We start from the raw sequence: 16,808 nt of genomic DNA, 5'->3' as shown, positions 1-16,808 counted from the left end.
GAGGTGAAACAATGAACAAAAAGGATACAGAAAAAGCCGTTTTTGCGGGAGGTTGTTTTTGGTGTATGGTTAAACCATTTGATCGATATGATGGTGTAGACTCTGTTGTCTCCGGTTATACAGGAGGATTTACAGAAAACCCAACTTATCAGGAGGTATGTTCTGAAAGTACCGGCCACTATGAAGCTGTTGAAATAACTTTTGATCCAAACGTTATTTCCTATAAAGAACTACTAAACATCTTCTGGAAACAAATTGATCCAACAGATGCTGGTGGCCAATTTTACGATCGAGGTCACTCTTATAAAACAGCCATTTTTTATCAAAATGACAGGCAAAAAGAATTAGCAGAAAAATCAAAGGATGAGCTCGGACGTAGCGGACAATTTAACAAGCCCATCGTAACTGAGATTTTACCAGCTAAACCTTTTTATCCAGCCGAAGACTATCATCAAAATTATTATCAGAAAAACCCAACCCATTATGAGCGCTATCAAAAAGGGTCTGGTCGTGCTGATTTTATTAAACATAATTGGGAGGTATAACAGTGAACTCAAAAAAAGAAGACCTTAAGAAGAAATTAACCCCGCTCCAATATGAAGTAACCCAAAATAATGGAACAGAACCCCCATTTCGAAACGAATATTATTCACTAGAAGAAGAAGGAATCTATGTAGATCTCGTTTCTGGAAAACCGCTATTTTCGTCACATGATAAATATGATGCTGGATGTGGCTGGCCGAGCTTTACGAAACCAATTGATGAGGAAGAAATAATTGAAAAAGAAGATCGTAGTCACTTTATGGTTCGAACAGAAGTACGGAGTAAAGAGGCTGATTCTCATTTAGGACACGTTTTTCCTGATGGTCCCGTAGATAAGGGCGGATTACGTTATTGTATCAACTCCGCTTCTCTTAAATTTATTGCTAAAGATAAATTAGAGAAAGAAGGATATGCAGAGTATCAAAAATTATTTAAGAAATGATTAAAAGGAAGAGCTAATTTCGCTCTTCCTTTTTTACATACTATCCCCGACCAAATGACTCTCGACAGCAACCCTCAACTTAAATAAAAAAAGAACTGCCCTCATTAGGTCGTTTTCACGACCTGATGGGACAGCCCCCTTAAGATTAATCTTCTAATCCGTTTTTCACTTCTTCAATCATTCCTGGGAATGATGTTAAACCACCACCAGAGATATACCAATAAGTAGGATTTAAGAAAATAATATTATCATTTTCATAAGCTTGTGTGCTTTGAATGAACGCGTTGTCTAGAAGATCATTGCCACTAGCGTCGCCACTAGTTACAACCGCTCCACGATCAATCACGAATAAATATTCAGGATTTTGTGATTCTACATATTCAAAATCAATTTCTTGTCCGTGATTTGACACTTCAATACCTGAATCAACTGGCTCTACACCAAAGACATCATGTAAAACTCCAAAACGACCATTAGATCCGTAAGCAGACATACTTCCTTCATTAACCATCACAATTAAACCTGCTGCTTCTTTTTCAGATGCTAACTGTTGTACTTCTTGAACTTGTGTTTCAATTTCAGCTAATTTTTCTTCTGCTTCTGCTTCTTTATCAAAAATTTCAGCGATGATATTTACATTATTTTCAAATGATTCATAATAATTAGACGTATCTAATGCCATAAATAAAGTTGGAGCAATATCTTCCAATTCTTCATATGCCTCTGACGCACGTCCACTAATAATGATTAAGTCTGGATCTAATTCATAAATTTCTTCAAAGTCTGGTTCAAATAAACTACCTGCATTTGTATATTCACTACCTGCATATTTAGAAAGGTATTCTGGGACATTAGATTGTGGTACTCCCGCAACATCAATTCCAAAACCATCAAGAATATCTAATACACCCATATCAAAAACAACAACGGTTTCTGGATTTTTTTCAAGTGTTGTTTCACCTAAATCATGTGTATATGTTAAAGAAGTTGATTCTTCTTCGCCACCTGTTGTCTCTTCTGTATCTGGTTCCTCTACTGGCTCTTCTGCCTCATTAGAGACATCGTCTGAACCGCAAGCTGCAAGAACTATTGCTACTAGTGCAGCTAACATAAACATCCATAATTTCTTCATCTAAATACACCCCTATGGTATTTTTTATATAATAAAGAGCTAAGGAATTATGCGCAAATTGGATCCTGTGAGCGTCGACTTCTCTTTTGCGCACTCATCCTTATTCTTAATTATCAAAGTTACTTAAACAAAATAAACACAAACACGTTGATTATTAATATCATTAATCGTAATATCCATATCGTAAATTTCACGTAGGACTCCGTTATTAATGATCTCATTTGTTGGGCCTTCATGAACAATTTGACCATCTTTTAAGGCCACAATATGATCGGAATAAAAGGAAGCAAAATTAATATCATGTAAAACAATCACTATGGTTTTGCCAAGTTCCTTCACCATTCGTTTTAACACTTTCATAATTTGAACCGAATGTTTCATATCCAAATTATTTAATGGCTCATCAAGAAGGATATACTCCGTGTCTTGGGCAATAACCATCGCAATATAAGCACGCTGGCGTTGCCCCCCACTTAGTTGATCTAAATATTTATCTTGAATATCTTCTAACTCCATATAACGAATTGCTTCATCAATAAAAGCAATATCATCTTCTTTTAAATTTCCTTGTGAGTATGGGAAACGTCCAAATGAGACGAGTTCACGAATCGTTAGACGAATATTAATATGATTGGATTGTTTTAAGATCGAGATTTTTTTGGCTAAATCATTACTTTTTGTATCAGCTAATTTGGAGTTATCAATCAAAATTTCTCCAGAGTCAGCAACTGTTAAGCGACTTATCATCGAAAGAAGGGTGCTTTTCCCCGCTCCATTAGGTCCAATAAAAGAAGTGATCTTTCCTTTTTGAATTTTGACTGAGACATTATTAACAACCGCTTTATCTCCAAATAGCTTTGATACATTCATTACTTCTACCATTTTTTACTCTCCCTTAATAAAAGATATAAGAAGTAGACACCACCAACAAAGTTAATAATGACACTAATAGGTGTTGAAAAACTAAACAGTCGTTCAACAATTAGTTGACCGCCAACTAGTGCGATCACACTAACGAGCATTGCCACTGGAATAATGATTTTATGTTTATATGTTTTAACCATTTCATACGCTACATTCGCTACCAGCAAACCTAAAAATGTAATCGGTCCGACTAATGCTGTGGCTATAGAAATGAGAATGGCAACAAAAATTAATAAAGTTTGAACAACCTTATCATAATTAACCCCCAAATTAATCGCTTGCTCTCTTCCTAATGAGAGAACATCTAAATATTTCAATTGAGGGTAGAAGATAATCGTCGTAATCACAAAGATCGTAATCGAAACCCATAATAAATCGGAGTTCACATTGTTAAAACTAGCAAACAATCGATTTTGAACATTTAAGTATTCATTAGGATCAATTAGAACTTGTAGAAACGTTGAAATACTCCCAAAAAAAGTTCCCATAATAATTCCAACTAATAAAAGGAAAAAGACATTTCTTCCTTCACCTTTTAATAAAAGCTTATAAAGGATCATCGCAAAAACAACCATCAAGGCCGTAGAAATCCCAAAATTCAAATACTTATTTATGACTAGAAAACTTGTTGAACCAAATGCAAAAATAATAAAGGTTTGAAACAATTGGTATAAGGAACCTAAACCAATTAATCCCGGTGTTAAAATACGGTTATTAGTAATCGTTTGAAAGACAACTGTTGAAAAAGCAATCGCTGCCCCTGTTACAATAATCGCTAATATTTTTACACCTCTACGGGGCAATGCGTACTCCCAGCTCCGTAAATCATAAAAAAGAAATAGACCTGTAAAACTAATGGCTAACAGAGATAATAATAGAATCTTAGATTTATTGCTCATGCTTTCTCCCCCTTATTAATAAATAGAGGAAAATCGCACTTCCAATAACACCAACAGTCAAACCAATCGGAATTTGATATGGGTAAATAATAACGCGCCCAATAATATCACAGAGGATGACAAAGGCAACTCCTAATAACGCTGTTGTTGGGAGGTTTTTCCTTAAGTTATCGCCTTGGAAGATGGCCACGATATTCGGAATGATTAATCCTAAAAACGGAATCATCCCAACAGTTAAGACAACGACAGAAGTGATAGCTGCGACTATAATTAAGCCAATATTGACGACTTGTTTATAATTCAAGCCTAAATTGACCGAAAATTCTTCCCCCATCCCTGCAATCGTAAATCGATTCGCAAATAGATACGCAATAATTAATAACGGAATGCTAATATATAACATTTCGTAACGCCCTGTCGTAATTAATGAGAAGCTTCCTTGTAACCAGCCAGAAATATTTTGAATTAAGTCATTTGAATAAGCAAAAAAGGTCGTTATCGAACCTACAATATTACCAAACATCAAACCTACTAATGGAATAAATATTGTATTTTTGAACTTTATTCTGTCTAAAATCTTCATAAATATTAACGTTCCAGCTAGGGCAAACAAAAAAGAAATAACCATCTTCTGCATCATTGTAGCTGAAGCAAACATGAGCATCGAAACCATAATACCAAGGCTTGCTGAATCCATTGTTCCTGCTGTTGTCGGAGAGACAAACTTATTTCTCGTTAACTGCTGCATAATCAAGCCACAAATCGCCATACTTGAACCTGCAATGATAATACTAATCAATCTAGGAAATCGACTATGAATAAGAGTATGTAATTGGTTCTCATCTAAGCGTAATAAACCTGATAAATTCACTTCACTTACCCCTATAAAAAGCGAAGCGATGCTTAAGATGAAACAGACGATAAGTAGGTATAAATTTTTCATAACTCTTCCTTTTTAAAACCGGTTTATAGTTGATAATAATTCTCACCTATAGGCTTTCTCAACGAAAATGATTATCAATCACATCCCCAATGATAATAGTTATCATTATTTATGTCAACATTGTTTCCCTACTTTTTCTGGGAATTATTTTTATTATCTTAATAAAATATTTAACTATCGATTATTCTTTAACACCCTTCTATCAATCTTTTATTAACCTTGTTTCATAAGGTTTTTTTATGTTTATTTCATGAAAAGAGCGGATATAATAAGACACACATTGCTATATTATCGTATTAAAACCACTTGTACTATAATTTTGCGAGGACTAATTTATTGGTTTTTATTCACGATTATGTCACACTTTATTTACAAGTTAATTGAAAATGAGGGAGGAATCGTAATGACCGAAATGAGAATCGAACGTGATACATTAGGTGAAGTTAAAGTTCCAAAGAACCGTTTTTGGGGGGCTCAAACTCAAAGAAGTCTTGAAAACTTTAAAATTGGTGAAGAAAAAATGCCAAAACCACTCATTTATGCTTTTGCCGAATTAAAAAAAGCCGCGGCCATTGTCAATGCAGGTAATGGCGATTTAGCTATCGAGAAAAAAGAAGCCATTGTAGTCGCTTGTGAACAAATTTTAACCGGTCAGTTTGACGAGCATTTCCCTCTTGTCGTTTGGCAAACGGGTAGTGGAACACAGTCGAATATGAACATGAATGAAGTCATTGCTTTTATGGCTAATGAACAATTAGATCATACGAATATAAAAGTCCATCCGAATGATGATGTTAATCGCTCCCAAAGCTCAAATGATACTTTTCCAACGGCGATGCACATTGCAACTGTATATGAAACAGAGAAAAATCTCTTTCCTGCGATTCAAACATGGATTAAGACTTTAACCTTATTAGAGGATAAATTTAAAGATGTGATCAAAGTAGGTCGAACCCATTTACAAGATGCCACTCCCCTCACATTCGGGCAAGAAGTCAGTGCTTGGAAGGAAATGCTCAAAAAATCAAATAAAATGATCCGTGAAAGCCTTGAATATGTTCGGGAGTTGGCCATTGGCGGCACCGCTGTTGGGACTGGTTTAAATTCTCCAGCTTCATTTGGTAATGAAATGGCCAAACAGTTAACCATACAAACAGGTCGTACTTTTGTTCATTCAAATAATTACTTTCATGCTTTAACAAGCCATGATCAGCTCGTTCATTTTCATGGTGCAGTAAAAGCTCTCGCCGCTGACCTATTTAAAATAGCCAATGATATTCGTTTATTAGCAAGTGGGCCACGTTCAGGAATTGCTGAAATTACGATTCCTGCAAACGAACCAGGGAGCTCGATAATGCCGGGTAAGGTCAACCCAACTCAATCTGAAGCAATGACGATGGTCGCAAGTCAAATCCTCGGTAACGATGCGACGATCTCATTTGCCGCTAGTCAAGGTCACTATCAACTCAATGTGTTTAAGCCTGTTATTGCCTATAATGTTTTACAATCAATTCGGTTATTAACGGATGGCCTTGTTAGCTTCCATGACCGTTGTTTAGTAGGAATAGAAGTAGACCGTGGCAAGATGACTGAAAATGTAGAACGCTCTTTAATGCTTGTTACAGCTTTAAATTCACATATCGGCTACGAAAATGCGGCTAAAATTGCGAAAAAAGCTTTTGCCGAAAAATCAACTTTAAAAGAAGCGGCTCTAAAGCTTGGCTTATTAACGTCTACTGAATTTGATGCACTCGTAAAGCCGGAAGAGATGATTCATCCACGCAAATAAGGAAAAATTATTAAAAACAAACACCGGTAGAATCTTTGTAACGATTGGTTGAGCGAGCCTTGCCTCTACTTTTTTGGCTATAAGTGCTCGCTATTTGTTACTTTACAAAACAAAAAACAACCCCAAAGCCCTCTTATCTCGACTTTAGAAGTTGTTTCTCCTTCCACGGCTACCTCTATTTTATTGTTCTTTTTCTGCATTTCATTCATCATACGTATAACGTACGACATATTTATTCGTTTTTAATTTTCTAACTTCAACGACCGGACCAATCTCGTACCCATTATGCCAGTTATCTTCAATTTTGGCTTTAATACAACTGGCTTGGAATTTAGAGCGAAATAATTGACGATAATAAATCCATTTAGGTGCTTGTGCTTCCATTCGAATCCCTTACCTTCATTCATAGTCATCCTATTTCTTAACCTATTATTCCCTTTTCAACTAGTTACATACAATCGTCTCATCGAAAGAATAACTTATCCTATTAATTCCTCATTTTCACGCTTTTTTATATCTTCTAAACGTCTATTTTCCTCTAAATCTCTTTGACGATGAGCAAGTCTTGCAGAAGCACTTGCGGCAATACTCGCAACTAAATCATCAAGAAAAGTATGTACTTGTTCTTTTCGATTATCGAGTTCATGAATAATCCCAACCTTTTGTTTATCTAAATACCCAAAAGTTGTTACCGCGATACTCCCAAATCCAAAGACAGAGCCCAAGGCAATCGTCTCATCTACACCAAATAAGCCCTCATCTGAATCAATTAACGATTGCAGCGGTTCAGAAAGCTTTTTCTCTTCAGCTAATTGATCAAGTTCCACACCAACTAAAATAGCATGTTGAATTTCTCGCTTTAATAATACGGCATTTGTACTTTCATAACAGTCTTCAATCGTTAAATTTGGATTATAAGGAACCTGCATTTCATAAACAATTTCAGCGATGGCTTCAATTGAGACACCACGCTCCATTAATTTTTTTCTAGCTGCATTTTCAACAACATCACACGAGACTGGCTTTTTCATAACAGACCTCCTTGATTCTCTATAAGAAAATTAGCAAATAAAAACCTTTTCCTTTGATTTAGTTTACCACAAATCTAATTCACTGCCCAAAGTTAGGCGATTCATCTTTCTGTTTATGCACAACATGATTTTGAGCACCATTGCTTAATCCTCACTAAATATATGATAAGATAAAGAAAAGTTTGATGAAAGTGTAGGTGACAACATGGTGAATCAATTAAATGGAGATTTATCTGAAGCAATTATTAATAGTCAGTTTCTAAATGAAGAACAGAAGCTGATGATTTATACTCCACCGAATTTTACCCCAATGAAAAGTTATCATTTGTTAATCTGCCAAGATGGACAGGATTACTTTCAACTAGGTCGAATTCCAAGGCAAGTCGACACTTTAATTGAAGAGGTGGAATTACGTGAAGTAATTATTATTGGGGTTCCATATCCTTCTGTCAAAGAGCGTCGTAAAAGATATCATCCGGATGAGGAAAAGTTTGCTTCTTACTTACGATTTTTAGTGGATGAATTAATGCCGTTCCTTGAAGACAAATTCCCTCTTCATTCATTAGCAAGCAGTCGTACTTTAGCTGGCGATTCTTTAGCTGGCACAGTATCGTTAATGGCTGCTTTAAAATACCCAGCTACTTTTGGTCAAGTGATGATGCATTCACCATTAGTGAATGAGACCGTATTACAGGCTGTTTCAGATGCGAACACTATTGATGGGTTGGCTATTTATCATATGATCGGTCAAAAAGAAACAGCGGTCAAAACGACAAATGGTCAAGTGCTTGACTTCCTTGAACCGAACCGGCAATTAAAAGAAGCGTTAGAAAAGCTTAAAATTGATTATACATATGGTGAATTTGACGGTGATCATACGTGGACTTATTGGCAAAAAGATTTAGAGAATGGCTTAAAGAAACTTTTGCCTTTTGAATAACGAAAAAAATGACAAACAACTAGATAGTGGAGGTTAGCATGAAATGAACATAGAAAAAGTAAACACACAAAAACAACTAGAGGACGCCTATCGAGTACGTAAAGAAGTATTTGTAGGAGAACAGAATGTCCCTATAGAAGAAGAAATTGACCAATATGAAGATGAAGCTACTCATTTTGTTGTTTATAATGATGAACATGAAGCCATTGGAGCTGCACGTCTGCGCGAAATAGATGGTTCCGGAAAAATTGAGCGTGTTTGCATCGTTCAAGCAGCTAGAGGCACAGGGATTGGCCTTGAATTAATGAATATTTTATTAGATGAAATCAAAGAACGCCAGCTAAATAAAGCGAAATTAAATGCCCAAATACAAGCTGAACCTTTTTATCAAAAATTAGGATTCGAAACCGTTTCAGGACAGTTTTTAGATGCCGGAATCCCTCATGTAACCATGATAAAAACGATGTAGACACGAAAAACGGAAGGCGTTCGCCTAGAAGCGAGAAAAAATACAGGGCTGACTAAAAAGTCGCTTTTTGACTTTATAGGCAGACCGATTTTTCTCGAGCTTCTAACGCCTGCAGTTAGACACGAAAAACGGAAGGCGTTCGCCTAGAAGCGAGAAAAAATACAGGGCTGACTAAAAAGTCGCTTTTTGACTTTATAGGCAGACCGATTTTTCTCGAGCTTCTAACGCCTGCAGTTAGACACGAAAAACGGAAGGCGTTTGCCTAGAAGCGAGAAAAACCTAACAATGGGGCCCCTCTGTTAGGTTTTTCTATTTACTATTTTTCTAACTCTCTCGCAACGGATTCTAGCTTTCCTTTTAAAGTTGTTGCTTTGTCTCTTCGGTCATCAATACGGATATTGGTTGCGACACGGGAGCAGCCTTTTTCAAATGGAACTTCATGAATCGCTTGAATCACTTCAAACAATACAGGCAGCTCTCCTTCAATCAAAGTACTCATCGGGGTTAATTGAAAAGTAATTTTGCCTTCATATGTTTGCAACACCTTTTGAATTTCACTTACATACTCACTCACACTTGGATTATCGGTTCCAATCGGTACAACCGTTACATCTACAATAGCCAATTGCTTTCTCTCCTCTACTTTAAGTTTGATTCTTTTCAATTCAAGATGTTCTGGAAACTCTTCTAATGCCAATAGCCTGTACGATTCAATCGCAGCGATTAAGTGCATTCGTTCTGGCTCTTCAGTCGTCCATTTTCGCTGTAGCCAATAAGAGATTCCTAAAACAAATTTTCTTAGTCGCTTCATCTTTTTCATCTTCATTAACCAAATCACAAGTGGGACCACTAGTACAGCACCATAAGAAGCATACATAATACTCGATGAAAAAGATACATTAATAAATAGGTTAAAGATCATCGTTAAAAAAAGGACGGCCAAAAAATAAATTACAACCGCATTTGTGGAACAATTTCGATTCGTAATCTCTGCTTTTTTAATTCTCGCTATTCGAGCCCTAATTTTCCTACCTCGATCACTAAAAACTTTATGCTCAGCTCCATGGTATTTTTTTAATTCCCTTGGAAAAATAAAGTGAGTACCAAACATAAAATAAATCAAAAAATAAAAAGGCAAGCCATTAAAAGCGAGTGGGTATACGACTTGAATCAATTTTGGCCCCAAAATTAAAGCCAGATAAACGGTCGAAAAAAGTTTAAGCCACATCGGTAAAGTAGTTGTCACTTGATAAATCATCCGACTCATCGTTTTAATACTTAGTGGTTTAATCCATTTTTGGAGTTTTCCTTTGTGATGATAAGCACAGGCAACATGCTCTTGACCGATAAAGAAAATCCCTGCTTGAAAGGACAATCCTCTAATAACAGCCATCTTTTATATCCCACTCCTTACTCTCATTCCCTCGTACTCACATTTAAAACCCAATATGGAATTCCTGATCCTCGTTCAAACTCGACCGTTTCAAAAGTCGCATCTGCTGAAACAAGTGGTGAATGGTTCACCCATGTATGTAATAAAAATACCTCTGCCGAAACAATCTCATCCGATTCTATTATTACGACAGCTTCTCCTAAGTTCCCATAACTAATATGCTCATCTAATTGATTCGTAAATGTAAAAATAAGCCCATTTTCTCCTTCAATTGCATGTGATTGCTCAATTACTTCATCAGAATAGAACAATTGCAACTCACTCTCAACGACCGAATAGTCTTCTACAGGCTCTCCAGCTTCATTATAAAAGACGACCCCGAGGTAATCATCTCCATTTAAACCATCAGCTGGGGCAACCGTCCAATCCCAGTTAGCTCTGACGGTTACACTGTCATCACCTTGATGAAATGCAACGTTCAATTCGATTTCATCTATTAATTCTTCGTTGGTGACCCCTTCATTATCATTTAGAAAAAACATTCCCCCAACAATCATCAAGACGATTAAAATTCCTGGTAAAATATATAACGCTTTGTTTCCTTCCAACATTTTTTGTCTCTCCTCATATAAACTAGTTCCCACAACGCTCATTATACCTTAAACCTTGATCAAAAGCATCGCTTAGCCATGTAGCTAAATACGAATAGACATTTTGTAAATTAGGTAAAGTTCCCTTTTGTTTCTAAATATAACTAGAGAAATGCCGACTGAATGTCGCGTGGCTGGCGTTGATATGTAAATTAGGATGAACATCGCCTGCCACTTTGCCTACTAAAAAAAGGTCTATTCAGTAAAATTTAGTTCCATTAGTTAGCCTACTCCGCTCGCTGCATGCCCTACGCGTTCCGCTCCCTCCGTTTTAGCTTTTAAAAAAAGAAACACTGAAAGCCAACTTAATCAGATAGTTAATGACCTTAGATTTTCTCTCAAAAGATGAAGTAGAGACCTTTTAAGTAGACTCCCTCCTTTTATCAAAGGATAACCTGTAAAAAAACAAATAATTCTAACTATTTTACAATGGATAGAGCACGACAATAATAGAAAATGAGCGACGGGTCCCCATCGCTCAAAACACATTGATATCTATATTCACCTAAAAATGAAACGTCATGACTTTCTCTTTAATCGTTGATAAGCATGATGGTTTGTTGGTCCAATACCTGTTCCTAACTGAATGGAGTCCGAGATTGCTGCTGTAATAAAGTCTTTCGCCACTTGAACGGCTTCTTTAATTTCTGATCCTTTGGCGAGTTCGGCGGCAATAGCGGCAGCAAACGTACAACCTGTCCCATGCGTATGCTTTGTATCGATTCGTTCCACATGATATTTGGTCATTTCTTTTCCATCATATAATAAATCAAGTGCCGGTCCTTCCGTTAAGTGACCACCCTTTAATAAAATATACTCTGGCCCTAGCTCATACAGCGCTCTGGATACTTCTTCCATTTCTTCAATGCTTGTAATCTCTTTTTCTAAATCTAAGATAGCTTGTGCTTCTGGTAAATTAGGCGTAATCACTGTTGCCACTGGTAACAGCTTTTCTTTTAACGCATCTATCGCTTCTTGTTGTAACAAGGTCGCTCCACCTTTAGCAATCATGACCGGATCGACTACGATGTTTTTTAACTGATATTCTTTCACTTTTTCGGCGACAAGTTCAATAATTTCAGCCGAAAACAACATTCCTGTTTTAACCCCATCTGCTCCGATATCAGATAAGACAGCATCTAACTGAGCTTCAATTGCCTCTACAGGTTGTGGATAAACACCGTGTACGCCTAATGTATTTTGGGCTGTTATTGCGGTAATGGCACTCATCCCAAATGTCTCAAGCTCTTGAAACGTTTTTAAGTCTGCTTGTATTCCTGCCCCACCACTACTATCAGAACCTGCAATCGTTAATGTTTTCGCTATATGCATTTTTTTACCTCCTTGCATTAAGAAAATCTTTCTGGGGAAAATCGGTCGATTGGGACAAGTGTCGGCTTTCCTTCCACTAAGTCGGCAACGATTTTGGCTGTAATTGGACTTAATAAAATCCCATTTCGGTAATGTCCCGCCGCAAAAATCACATTTTTAGCTTGTTTTAATTGCCCAATAAATGGGTACCCGTCCTGAGTAGCCGGACGCAATCCTGCCCAAGTATGAAACGGTTTAAGTGTTTTTAGAAAAGAAAAGATGTGATGATTCCAATTCGTTAAACGAAAAATCCCTTTTTCTGTTACATCGGTTTGAAAACCAGCAATGTCTTCAGAAGCACCGTTAACAAGTGTTCCATTCGCTTTAGGTACGACATATCCTTGGCTCGAATAGACGATATGACGAACTCGCTCCCGCTCCAATTCATAAGCACAAATCTGTCCTCTAATCGGGTAAATAGGAATCGAAAGAGCAAAAAAGTCTTCTAATTCCTTTGCCCACGCTCCAGAACAAATAATAAGTTCGTCACCTTCAAACTGTTGACCATCATCACTTTTTAATAAAACACTTTTATCTACTTCATTAAGCTCTACTTTGCCTAAGTTTTCATAAATCTCGACACCCAATTGTCTACATGCTGCCTCCAGTGCTTTCACATAGCCAGGTGCATACACATGGCTCTCTTCTGGATAATACATGGCAGCGATAATTTCATCAGATAACTCAGGTTCTTTCTCTTTCACTTGTTCAGCCGTTAAAAGTTCTGCTGTTACACCCCATTGACTCTGCCAAGCAAGGCGAGTTTGAAGTGCGAGAAGATCAGCTTCATGATAGACAACGTGTAAGCTTCCACTTTCTTTATATTCAAAGTCTTCGTTTGAAACATTTTTTATCTCATTCTGCCAGTCAGCAAATAATCGTAAACTTTCTAAACTCAGCTTAAAAAAGTCATCTGGATCTTCGCCAATTTCAGAAAGAGGGGCAAGCATTCCTGCTGCTGCCCCCGATGCTTGTCCACCACATTTATTTTTCTCTAAAACCGTTACATTAAATCCTCGTTTTTTTAATTCGAAAGCGGCAGATAATCCAATGACGCCTCCACCAAGAACAATTATTTCTTTCCCCATTGTCTACACGCCCCTAAAGACATCATTGTTATATAGTCTATCTATGAATTTGTTATCTTCACAAAAAGCTCATTAACCAATCGGATATTTCACGCTTTGTTTCTTTGTCGTCCATGCACTACAATTGAAATTCTGCAAATCCACTACTTGCCGTCGCATATTTCTTTTTCGGAATCCGACCTGCTTCATACGATAGACGCCCTGCTTCAATAGCCAACTTCATCGCTTTTGCCATTTTGACTGGATCCTTTGCTTTAGCGACAGGAGTATTCATTAGAATCCCATCGACGCCTAATTCCATTGCTTGTGTAATATCCATCGTACTGCCTAATCCAGCATCAACGATAATAGGTACATTGCTCTCTTCTGCTATTAAGCCGATGTTGTACGGATTAAGAACGCCTAATCCTGAACCAATCGGGGCACCACCCGGCATAACGGCAGCTGCACCTGCTTCTTCAAGCCTTTTACAAAGAATAGGATCATCCGATGTATATGGCAAGACAACAAACCCTTCGTTTGCCAAAATTTCTGTCGCTTTTAACGTTTCTATTGGATCAGGCAATAGTGTCTTTTCATTGGCACTTATTTCGATTTTGATCCAATTACTAATACCTGATGCCTTTGCTAATCGAGCAATCCGAATGGCCTCTTCTGCATTCGTGGCACCGGATGTGTTCGGTAAATACGTAAACGCTCCAGGCTCAAGATGTTGTAAAATCGCATCCTCTTCGGGAGCTTCTAAATTCACACGTCTAATCGCAAATGTCAACACCTCTGCTTCCGATACACGAATCGCCTCATTCTGAACAAATGGATTCGGATACCTTCCTGTGCCTAAAAAAAAGCGTGAATTTAATTGTTTCCCTGCTATTTCTAATGTTTTTCGTTTCATTGGTTCAACCGCCTCCTACAAAATGGACGAGCTCAATTTCCGTACCCGCTTCAACCTTTGTTTTTGCCCACTCATCTCGTTCGATAATTTTGCCATTCACTTCGGTGACGACAAGATGGGATTCAAGTTCAAAATGAGAAACGACCTCTTCTAATGTCATAACATTTAATTCATGTTTTTTACCATTAATCGTTAATTCCACTTCAATCACACTCCGTCAAGGATTTTAATAAATTTCTCGGCTGTCCCTTTGACATCCTCGGCCCCAACAATTTCACTAATCATACAAATTCTTGTTGCCCCAGCCTCAATTACTTGTCCGACATTATGGAGTTTGATTCCGCCAATCGCAACAAAAGGAATTTCCACAACCTCTTTCACTTCTTGAATGTATGCAGTCGTAACAGGATCGACTACATCCTTTTTGCTGTTCGTTGGAAAAATCGGTCCAACGCCAATATAATCAGCTCCACCAGCTTCTGCCTCTTTCGCCTCTTCGACAGCATGTGTTGAAACACCAATCATTTTATCTGGTCCAACAAGCTTTCGTACATCAGCTAGTGGCATATCATCTTGTCCAATATGCACTCCATCGGCATCTACTGCTAAAGCAATATCAATATAATCATTCACAATAAACGTCACATTATGTTTTTTCGTCAGTTCACGTAATTTCTTTGCTTTTTCAAAGACAACTTTTCTTGAACTCTCTTTATCCCTCAACTGGATAATATCCACCCCACCTAGAATGGCCTCTTCCATTACTTCAATCAGGTCTCTTCCAGTGTGAAATTCTTCTCCAGTAATCGCATATAAACGAAAATCTTTCATGTTTTATCACTCCTACATTTTTAACAAAATATAAAAAACCACACTTCATTCAATAGGAAAGAAGCGCGGCTACTCATACAAAATCATAACAAGCATCAACTTCCCTACGCTGGTATGATCCAGATCAGGTTAAAAGGGTAAAAGGAACCACCTTTTTCTCAGCTTATTCAAGATAAGCACCCCTAGTTTTCTCGTAAAATATAAAATTATTTACCCTTTCATTATGACAGATGCCCAATAAAAATCAAGGGAAAGACTATTCAATACTCACTGATATCTCAAGATCATCTAAACGTAGAATTTGTTCGAACTGGGTACCTATGAGTAAAAAGTTTTCATCTGGTGACAATTGTAATGGCACATTTTCCTGCCATTCCATTAAAAACTTGTCTTCACCGGTTTCAAGCGAGAATTGTCTTAATTCAAACCCTTGATCATAGCTATAATAATCACTACTATACTTAGGCTTGAAATAATAAAAAAAGTTCGTTTTTTTTCCATAATCAAAAAATGGGATCCACCACTGGTTAGAGTGAGTACTTAAAATCGGTATTTCTAAATCTTTTACATGCTTGGAATCCCGATAAAAGGAATAAACCGAATTCTCATCATAAATCGTCTCCACCGCAATATGCAAAGACAATGAATTCCCGAAATATTGATACTCAATCAAATCTTTATTCGTATATTCTTCTTTATTTCCTTTAATCGAATAACGATATAATGGAGCAACCACGTTCATATCGTCTATTCCCCTCTTTATATAAGCCAAATGAGCATCTGGTAACCATTGAACATACGCTGCCTCAATTGTGATTGGCAACAATTTATTTGTCCAGATATCCACATAATAGGATTCATGTTGCCAGTCCGGTAAAAAAGCAGTCACTATGACTTCGTTTTTATTATCCGGATGGAAATATACATTGTATTGTTCACCAAACCCCTCTAATTTCATTAACAATTCCCCAGAACTATCTAAAAATAAAAGATCGACCGTCTGCTTCTCTTGATTAAACTCTTGAATGGCAATGATCGACTGATTTGAATTTATATGAACATCATAAACGATGTGCGGCGTTTCATAAAATATGGCCTTTTCACTACTAAATAGATGATAATGACTTATTTTCGACCCATTCTCAGACTCTTCTAGGGTTAAAATTGTTCTTGAATCAAGCCAGCCTATGACATTATAAAAAGGGTAAGTAGATTGATAAGGAATGATGACAGAACTTTCCCAATAATGCTCTGTCACTTGCTGTTTTTCTCTCAGATCGTTATAAGCTTCAGGTAATGGTTGACTATGATAAATCGTACAGCCTGATAATAGGACTAAAAGAAGAAATGTCTTGATGAATTTCAAATGACATCACCTTCATTCCATTTCATTCAACCTATTATCCCATGTTCATATGGACTATACAATTGATAAGACTAAATGATTAGTAAAAATTTCATAACTGGA

General features: G+C 37.0%; 19 protein-coding genes, 1 pseudogene and 1 riboswitch. Of the genes and pseudogenes, 5 read left to right on the top strand and 15 right to left on the bottom strand.

What is annotated here, in order from left to right; genetic code table 11:
- Positions 1 to 11 precede the first annotated feature (11 nt).
- Together msrA and msrB are read left to right on the top strand one after the other, a co-directional pair.
- Entirely contained in the window at positions 12 to 545 is a 534-nt protein-coding gene (msrA, locus tag AA0017_RS06235; RefSeq protein ID WP_413380206.1) for a peptide-methionine (S)-S-oxide reductase MsrA, read from the top strand.
- A 2-nt stretch (positions 546 to 547) separates the two neighbouring features.
- Positions 548 to 985 carry a peptide-methionine (R)-S-oxide reductase MsrB gene (gene msrB, locus AA0017_RS06230; protein ID WP_413380205.1) on the top strand — a complete coding sequence of 146 codons (438 nt, stop codon included), beginning with the start codon at positions 548 to 550 and terminating at the stop codon, positions 983 to 985.
- A 145-nt stretch (positions 986 to 1,130) separates the two neighbouring features.
- Here msrB and AA0017_RS06225 read toward each other — a convergent pair whose 3' ends face one another.
- The 4 genes from AA0017_RS06225 to AA0017_RS06210 form a co-directional block, all read right to left on the bottom strand.
- Entirely contained in the window at positions 1,131 to 2,117 is a 987-nt protein-coding gene (locus AA0017_RS06225) for a siderophore ABC transporter substrate-binding protein (RefSeq protein ID WP_413380204.1), read from the bottom strand.
- Between the two features lie 123 nt (positions 2,118 to 2,240).
- The gene (locus AA0017_RS06220) at positions 2,241 to 2,999 is read right to left on the bottom strand and encodes an ABC transporter ATP-binding protein (RefSeq protein WP_413380203.1); all 759 of its coding nucleotides are present in this window, start codon (positions 2,997 to 2,999) and stop codon (positions 2,241 to 2,243) included.
- The gene (locus tag AA0017_RS06215; protein WP_413380202.1) at positions 2,993 to 3,940 is read right to left on the bottom strand and encodes an iron chelate uptake ABC transporter family permease subunit; all 948 of its coding nucleotides are present in this window, start codon (positions 3,938 to 3,940) and stop codon (positions 2,993 to 2,995) included. The genes AA0017_RS06220 and AA0017_RS06215 overlap by 7 nt, the downstream gene beginning before the upstream one ends.
- Positions 3,930 to 4,883, bottom strand: a complete 954-nt coding sequence (locus AA0017_RS06210; protein ID WP_413380201.1) for an ABC transporter permease — start codon at positions 4,881 to 4,883, stop codon at positions 3,930 to 3,932. The genes AA0017_RS06215 and AA0017_RS06210 overlap by 11 nt, the downstream gene beginning before the upstream one ends.
- A 403-nt stretch (positions 4,884 to 5,286) precedes the next feature.
- On the opposite strand from AA0017_RS06210, the gene fumC reads away from it, so the two are divergent.
- Positions 5,287 to 6,672, top strand: a complete 1,386-nt coding sequence (fumC, locus tag AA0017_RS06205) for a class II fumarate hydratase (protein ID WP_413380200.1) — start codon at positions 5,287 to 5,289, stop codon at positions 6,670 to 6,672.
- A gap of 201 nt (positions 6,673 to 6,873) precedes the next feature.
- On the opposite strand, the gene AA0017_RS06200 is transcribed toward fumC, so the two are convergent.
- Entirely contained in the window at positions 6,874 to 7,056 is a 183-nt protein-coding gene (locus AA0017_RS06200) for a hypothetical protein (protein WP_003323951.1), read from the bottom strand.
- Between the two features lie 95 nt (positions 7,057 to 7,151).
- Positions 7,152 to 7,703 carry a phosphatidylglycerophosphatase A gene (locus AA0017_RS06195; protein WP_413380199.1) on the bottom strand — a complete coding sequence of 184 codons (552 nt, stop codon included), beginning with the start codon at positions 7,701 to 7,703 and terminating at the stop codon, positions 7,152 to 7,154.
- Between the two features lie 205 nt (positions 7,704 to 7,908).
- Here AA0017_RS06195 and AA0017_RS06190 point away from each other — a divergent pair, with 205 nt between their 5' ends.
- A complete protein-coding gene (locus tag AA0017_RS06190) occupies positions 7,909 to 8,643 on the top strand; it encodes an alpha/beta hydrolase (protein ID WP_413380198.1) in 735 nt (244 codons plus the stop codon).
- Positions 8,644 to 8,686: 43 nt separating this feature from the next.
- Positions 8,687 to 9,112, top strand: a complete 426-nt coding sequence (locus AA0017_RS06185) for a GNAT family N-acetyltransferase (RefSeq protein WP_413380197.1) — start codon at positions 8,687 to 8,689, stop codon at positions 9,110 to 9,112.
- 316 nt (positions 9,113 to 9,428) lie between these two features.
- On the opposite strand, the gene AA0017_RS06180 is transcribed toward AA0017_RS06185, so the two are convergent.
- From AA0017_RS06180 to AA0017_RS06140, 9 genes and pseudogenes are all read right to left on the bottom strand, one after another.
- Complete coding sequence (locus tag AA0017_RS06180; RefSeq protein ID WP_003321620.1) at positions 9,429 to 9,737, bottom strand: MTH1187 family thiamine-binding protein; 309 nt, start codon at positions 9,735 to 9,737, stop codon at positions 9,429 to 9,431.
- A gap of 87 nt (positions 9,738 to 9,824) precedes the next feature.
- A pseudogene (locus AA0017_RS06175) lies at positions 9,825 to 10,505 on the bottom strand (DUF1385 domain-containing protein); the annotation flags it as partial.
- Between the two features lie 23 nt (positions 10,506 to 10,528).
- Complete coding sequence (locus AA0017_RS06170; RefSeq protein WP_413380196.1) at positions 10,529 to 11,116, bottom strand: hypothetical protein; 588 nt, start codon at positions 11,114 to 11,116, stop codon at positions 10,529 to 10,531.
- 558 nt (positions 11,117 to 11,674) lie between these two features.
- On the bottom strand, positions 11,675 to 12,487 hold the full coding sequence (gene thiD, locus AA0017_RS06165) for a bifunctional hydroxymethylpyrimidine kinase/phosphomethylpyrimidine kinase (protein WP_413380195.1): 813 nt from the start codon (positions 12,485 to 12,487) through the stop codon (positions 11,675 to 11,677).
- A 17-nt stretch (positions 12,488 to 12,504) separates the two neighbouring features.
- A complete protein-coding gene (thiO, locus tag AA0017_RS06160) occupies positions 12,505 to 13,614 on the bottom strand; it encodes a glycine oxidase ThiO (protein WP_413380194.1) in 1,110 nt (369 codons plus the stop codon).
- Positions 13,615 to 13,732: 118 nt separating this feature from the next.
- A complete protein-coding gene (locus tag AA0017_RS06155) occupies positions 13,733 to 14,509 on the bottom strand; it encodes a thiazole synthase (RefSeq protein ID WP_413380193.1) in 777 nt (258 codons plus the stop codon).
- Between the two features lie 4 nt (positions 14,510 to 14,513).
- Positions 14,514 to 14,711 carry a sulfur carrier protein ThiS gene (thiS, locus tag AA0017_RS06150; protein WP_003321626.1) on the bottom strand — a complete coding sequence of 66 codons (198 nt, stop codon included), beginning with the start codon at positions 14,709 to 14,711 and terminating at the stop codon, positions 14,514 to 14,516.
- Positions 14,712 to 14,716: 5 nt separating this feature from the next.
- Positions 14,717 to 15,340, bottom strand: a complete 624-nt coding sequence (thiE, locus tag AA0017_RS06145; RefSeq protein ID WP_413380192.1) for a thiamine phosphate synthase — start codon at positions 15,338 to 15,340, stop codon at positions 14,717 to 14,719.
- 84 nt (positions 15,341 to 15,424) lie between these two features.
- Positions 15,425 to 15,534, bottom strand: a riboswitch (TPP riboswitch).
- Positions 15,535 to 15,596: 62 nt separating this feature from the next.
- Positions 15,597 to 16,706, bottom strand: coding sequence for a hypothetical protein (locus AA0017_RS06140; protein WP_413380191.1), 1,110 nt, complete (start codon positions 16,704 to 16,706; stop codon positions 15,597 to 15,599).
- Positions 16,707 to 16,808: the final 102 nt, after the last annotated feature.

The organism is Alkalihalobacillus phoenicis (genome assembly GCF_047302405.1).
Classification (GTDB): Bacteria; Bacillota; Bacilli; order Bacillales; family Bacillaceae_D; genus Alkalihalobacillus.
Note: the sequence above shows the minus strand (reverse complement) of the source record. Positions and strands in the feature narration are given on the sequence as shown.

Excerpts from the sequence above, each read along its gene's own strand:
- thiE (WP_413380192.1), bottom strand. The coding sequence starts at position 15,340 with ATGAAAGATTTTCGTTTATATGCGATTACTGGAGAAGAATTTCACACT.
- fumC (WP_413380200.1), top strand. The coding sequence starts at position 5,287 with ATGACCGAAATGAGAATCGAACGTGATACATTAGGTGAAGTTAAAGTT.
- AA0017_RS06170 (WP_413380196.1), bottom strand. The coding sequence starts at position 11,116 with ATGTTGGAAGGAAACAAAGCGTTATATATTTTACCAGGAATTTTAATC.
- AA0017_RS06185 (WP_413380197.1), top strand. The coding sequence starts at position 8,687 with ATGAACATAGAAAAAGTAAACACACAAAAACAACTAGAGGACGCCTAT.
- AA0017_RS06220 (WP_413380203.1), bottom strand. The coding sequence starts at position 2,999 with ATGGTAGAAGTAATGAATGTATCAAAGCTATTTGGAGATAAAGCGGTT.
- thiD (WP_413380195.1), bottom strand. The coding sequence starts at position 12,487 with ATGCATATAGCGAAAACATTAACGATTGCAGGTTCTGATAGTAGTGGT.
- AA0017_RS06200 (WP_003323951.1), bottom strand. The coding sequence starts at position 7,056 with ATGGAAGCACAAGCACCTAAATGGATTTATTATCGTCAATTATTTCGC.
- AA0017_RS06190 (WP_413380198.1), top strand. The coding sequence starts at position 7,909 with ATGGTGAATCAATTAAATGGAGATTTATCTGAAGCAATTATTAATAGT.
- AA0017_RS06195 (WP_413380199.1), bottom strand. The coding sequence starts at position 7,703 with ATGAAAAAGCCAGTCTCGTGTGATGTTGTTGAAAATGCAGCTAGAAAA.
- msrA (WP_413380206.1), top strand. The coding sequence starts at position 12 with ATGAACAAAAAGGATACAGAAAAAGCCGTTTTTGCGGGAGGTTGTTTT.
- AA0017_RS06215 (WP_413380202.1), bottom strand. The coding sequence starts at position 3,940 with ATGAGCAATAAATCTAAGATTCTATTATTATCTCTGTTAGCCATTAGT.
- AA0017_RS06155 (WP_413380193.1), bottom strand. The coding sequence starts at position 14,509 with ATGAAACGAAAAACATTAGAAATAGCAGGGAAACAATTAAATTCACGC.
- AA0017_RS06225 (WP_413380204.1), bottom strand. The coding sequence starts at position 2,117 with ATGAAGAAATTATGGATGTTTATGTTAGCTGCACTAGTAGCAATAGTT.
- AA0017_RS06210 (WP_413380201.1), bottom strand. The coding sequence starts at position 4,883 with ATGAAAAATTTATACCTACTTATCGTCTGTTTCATCTTAAGCATCGCT.
- thiO (WP_413380194.1), bottom strand. The coding sequence starts at position 13,614 with ATGGGGAAAGAAATAATTGTTCTTGGTGGAGGCGTCATTGGATTATCT.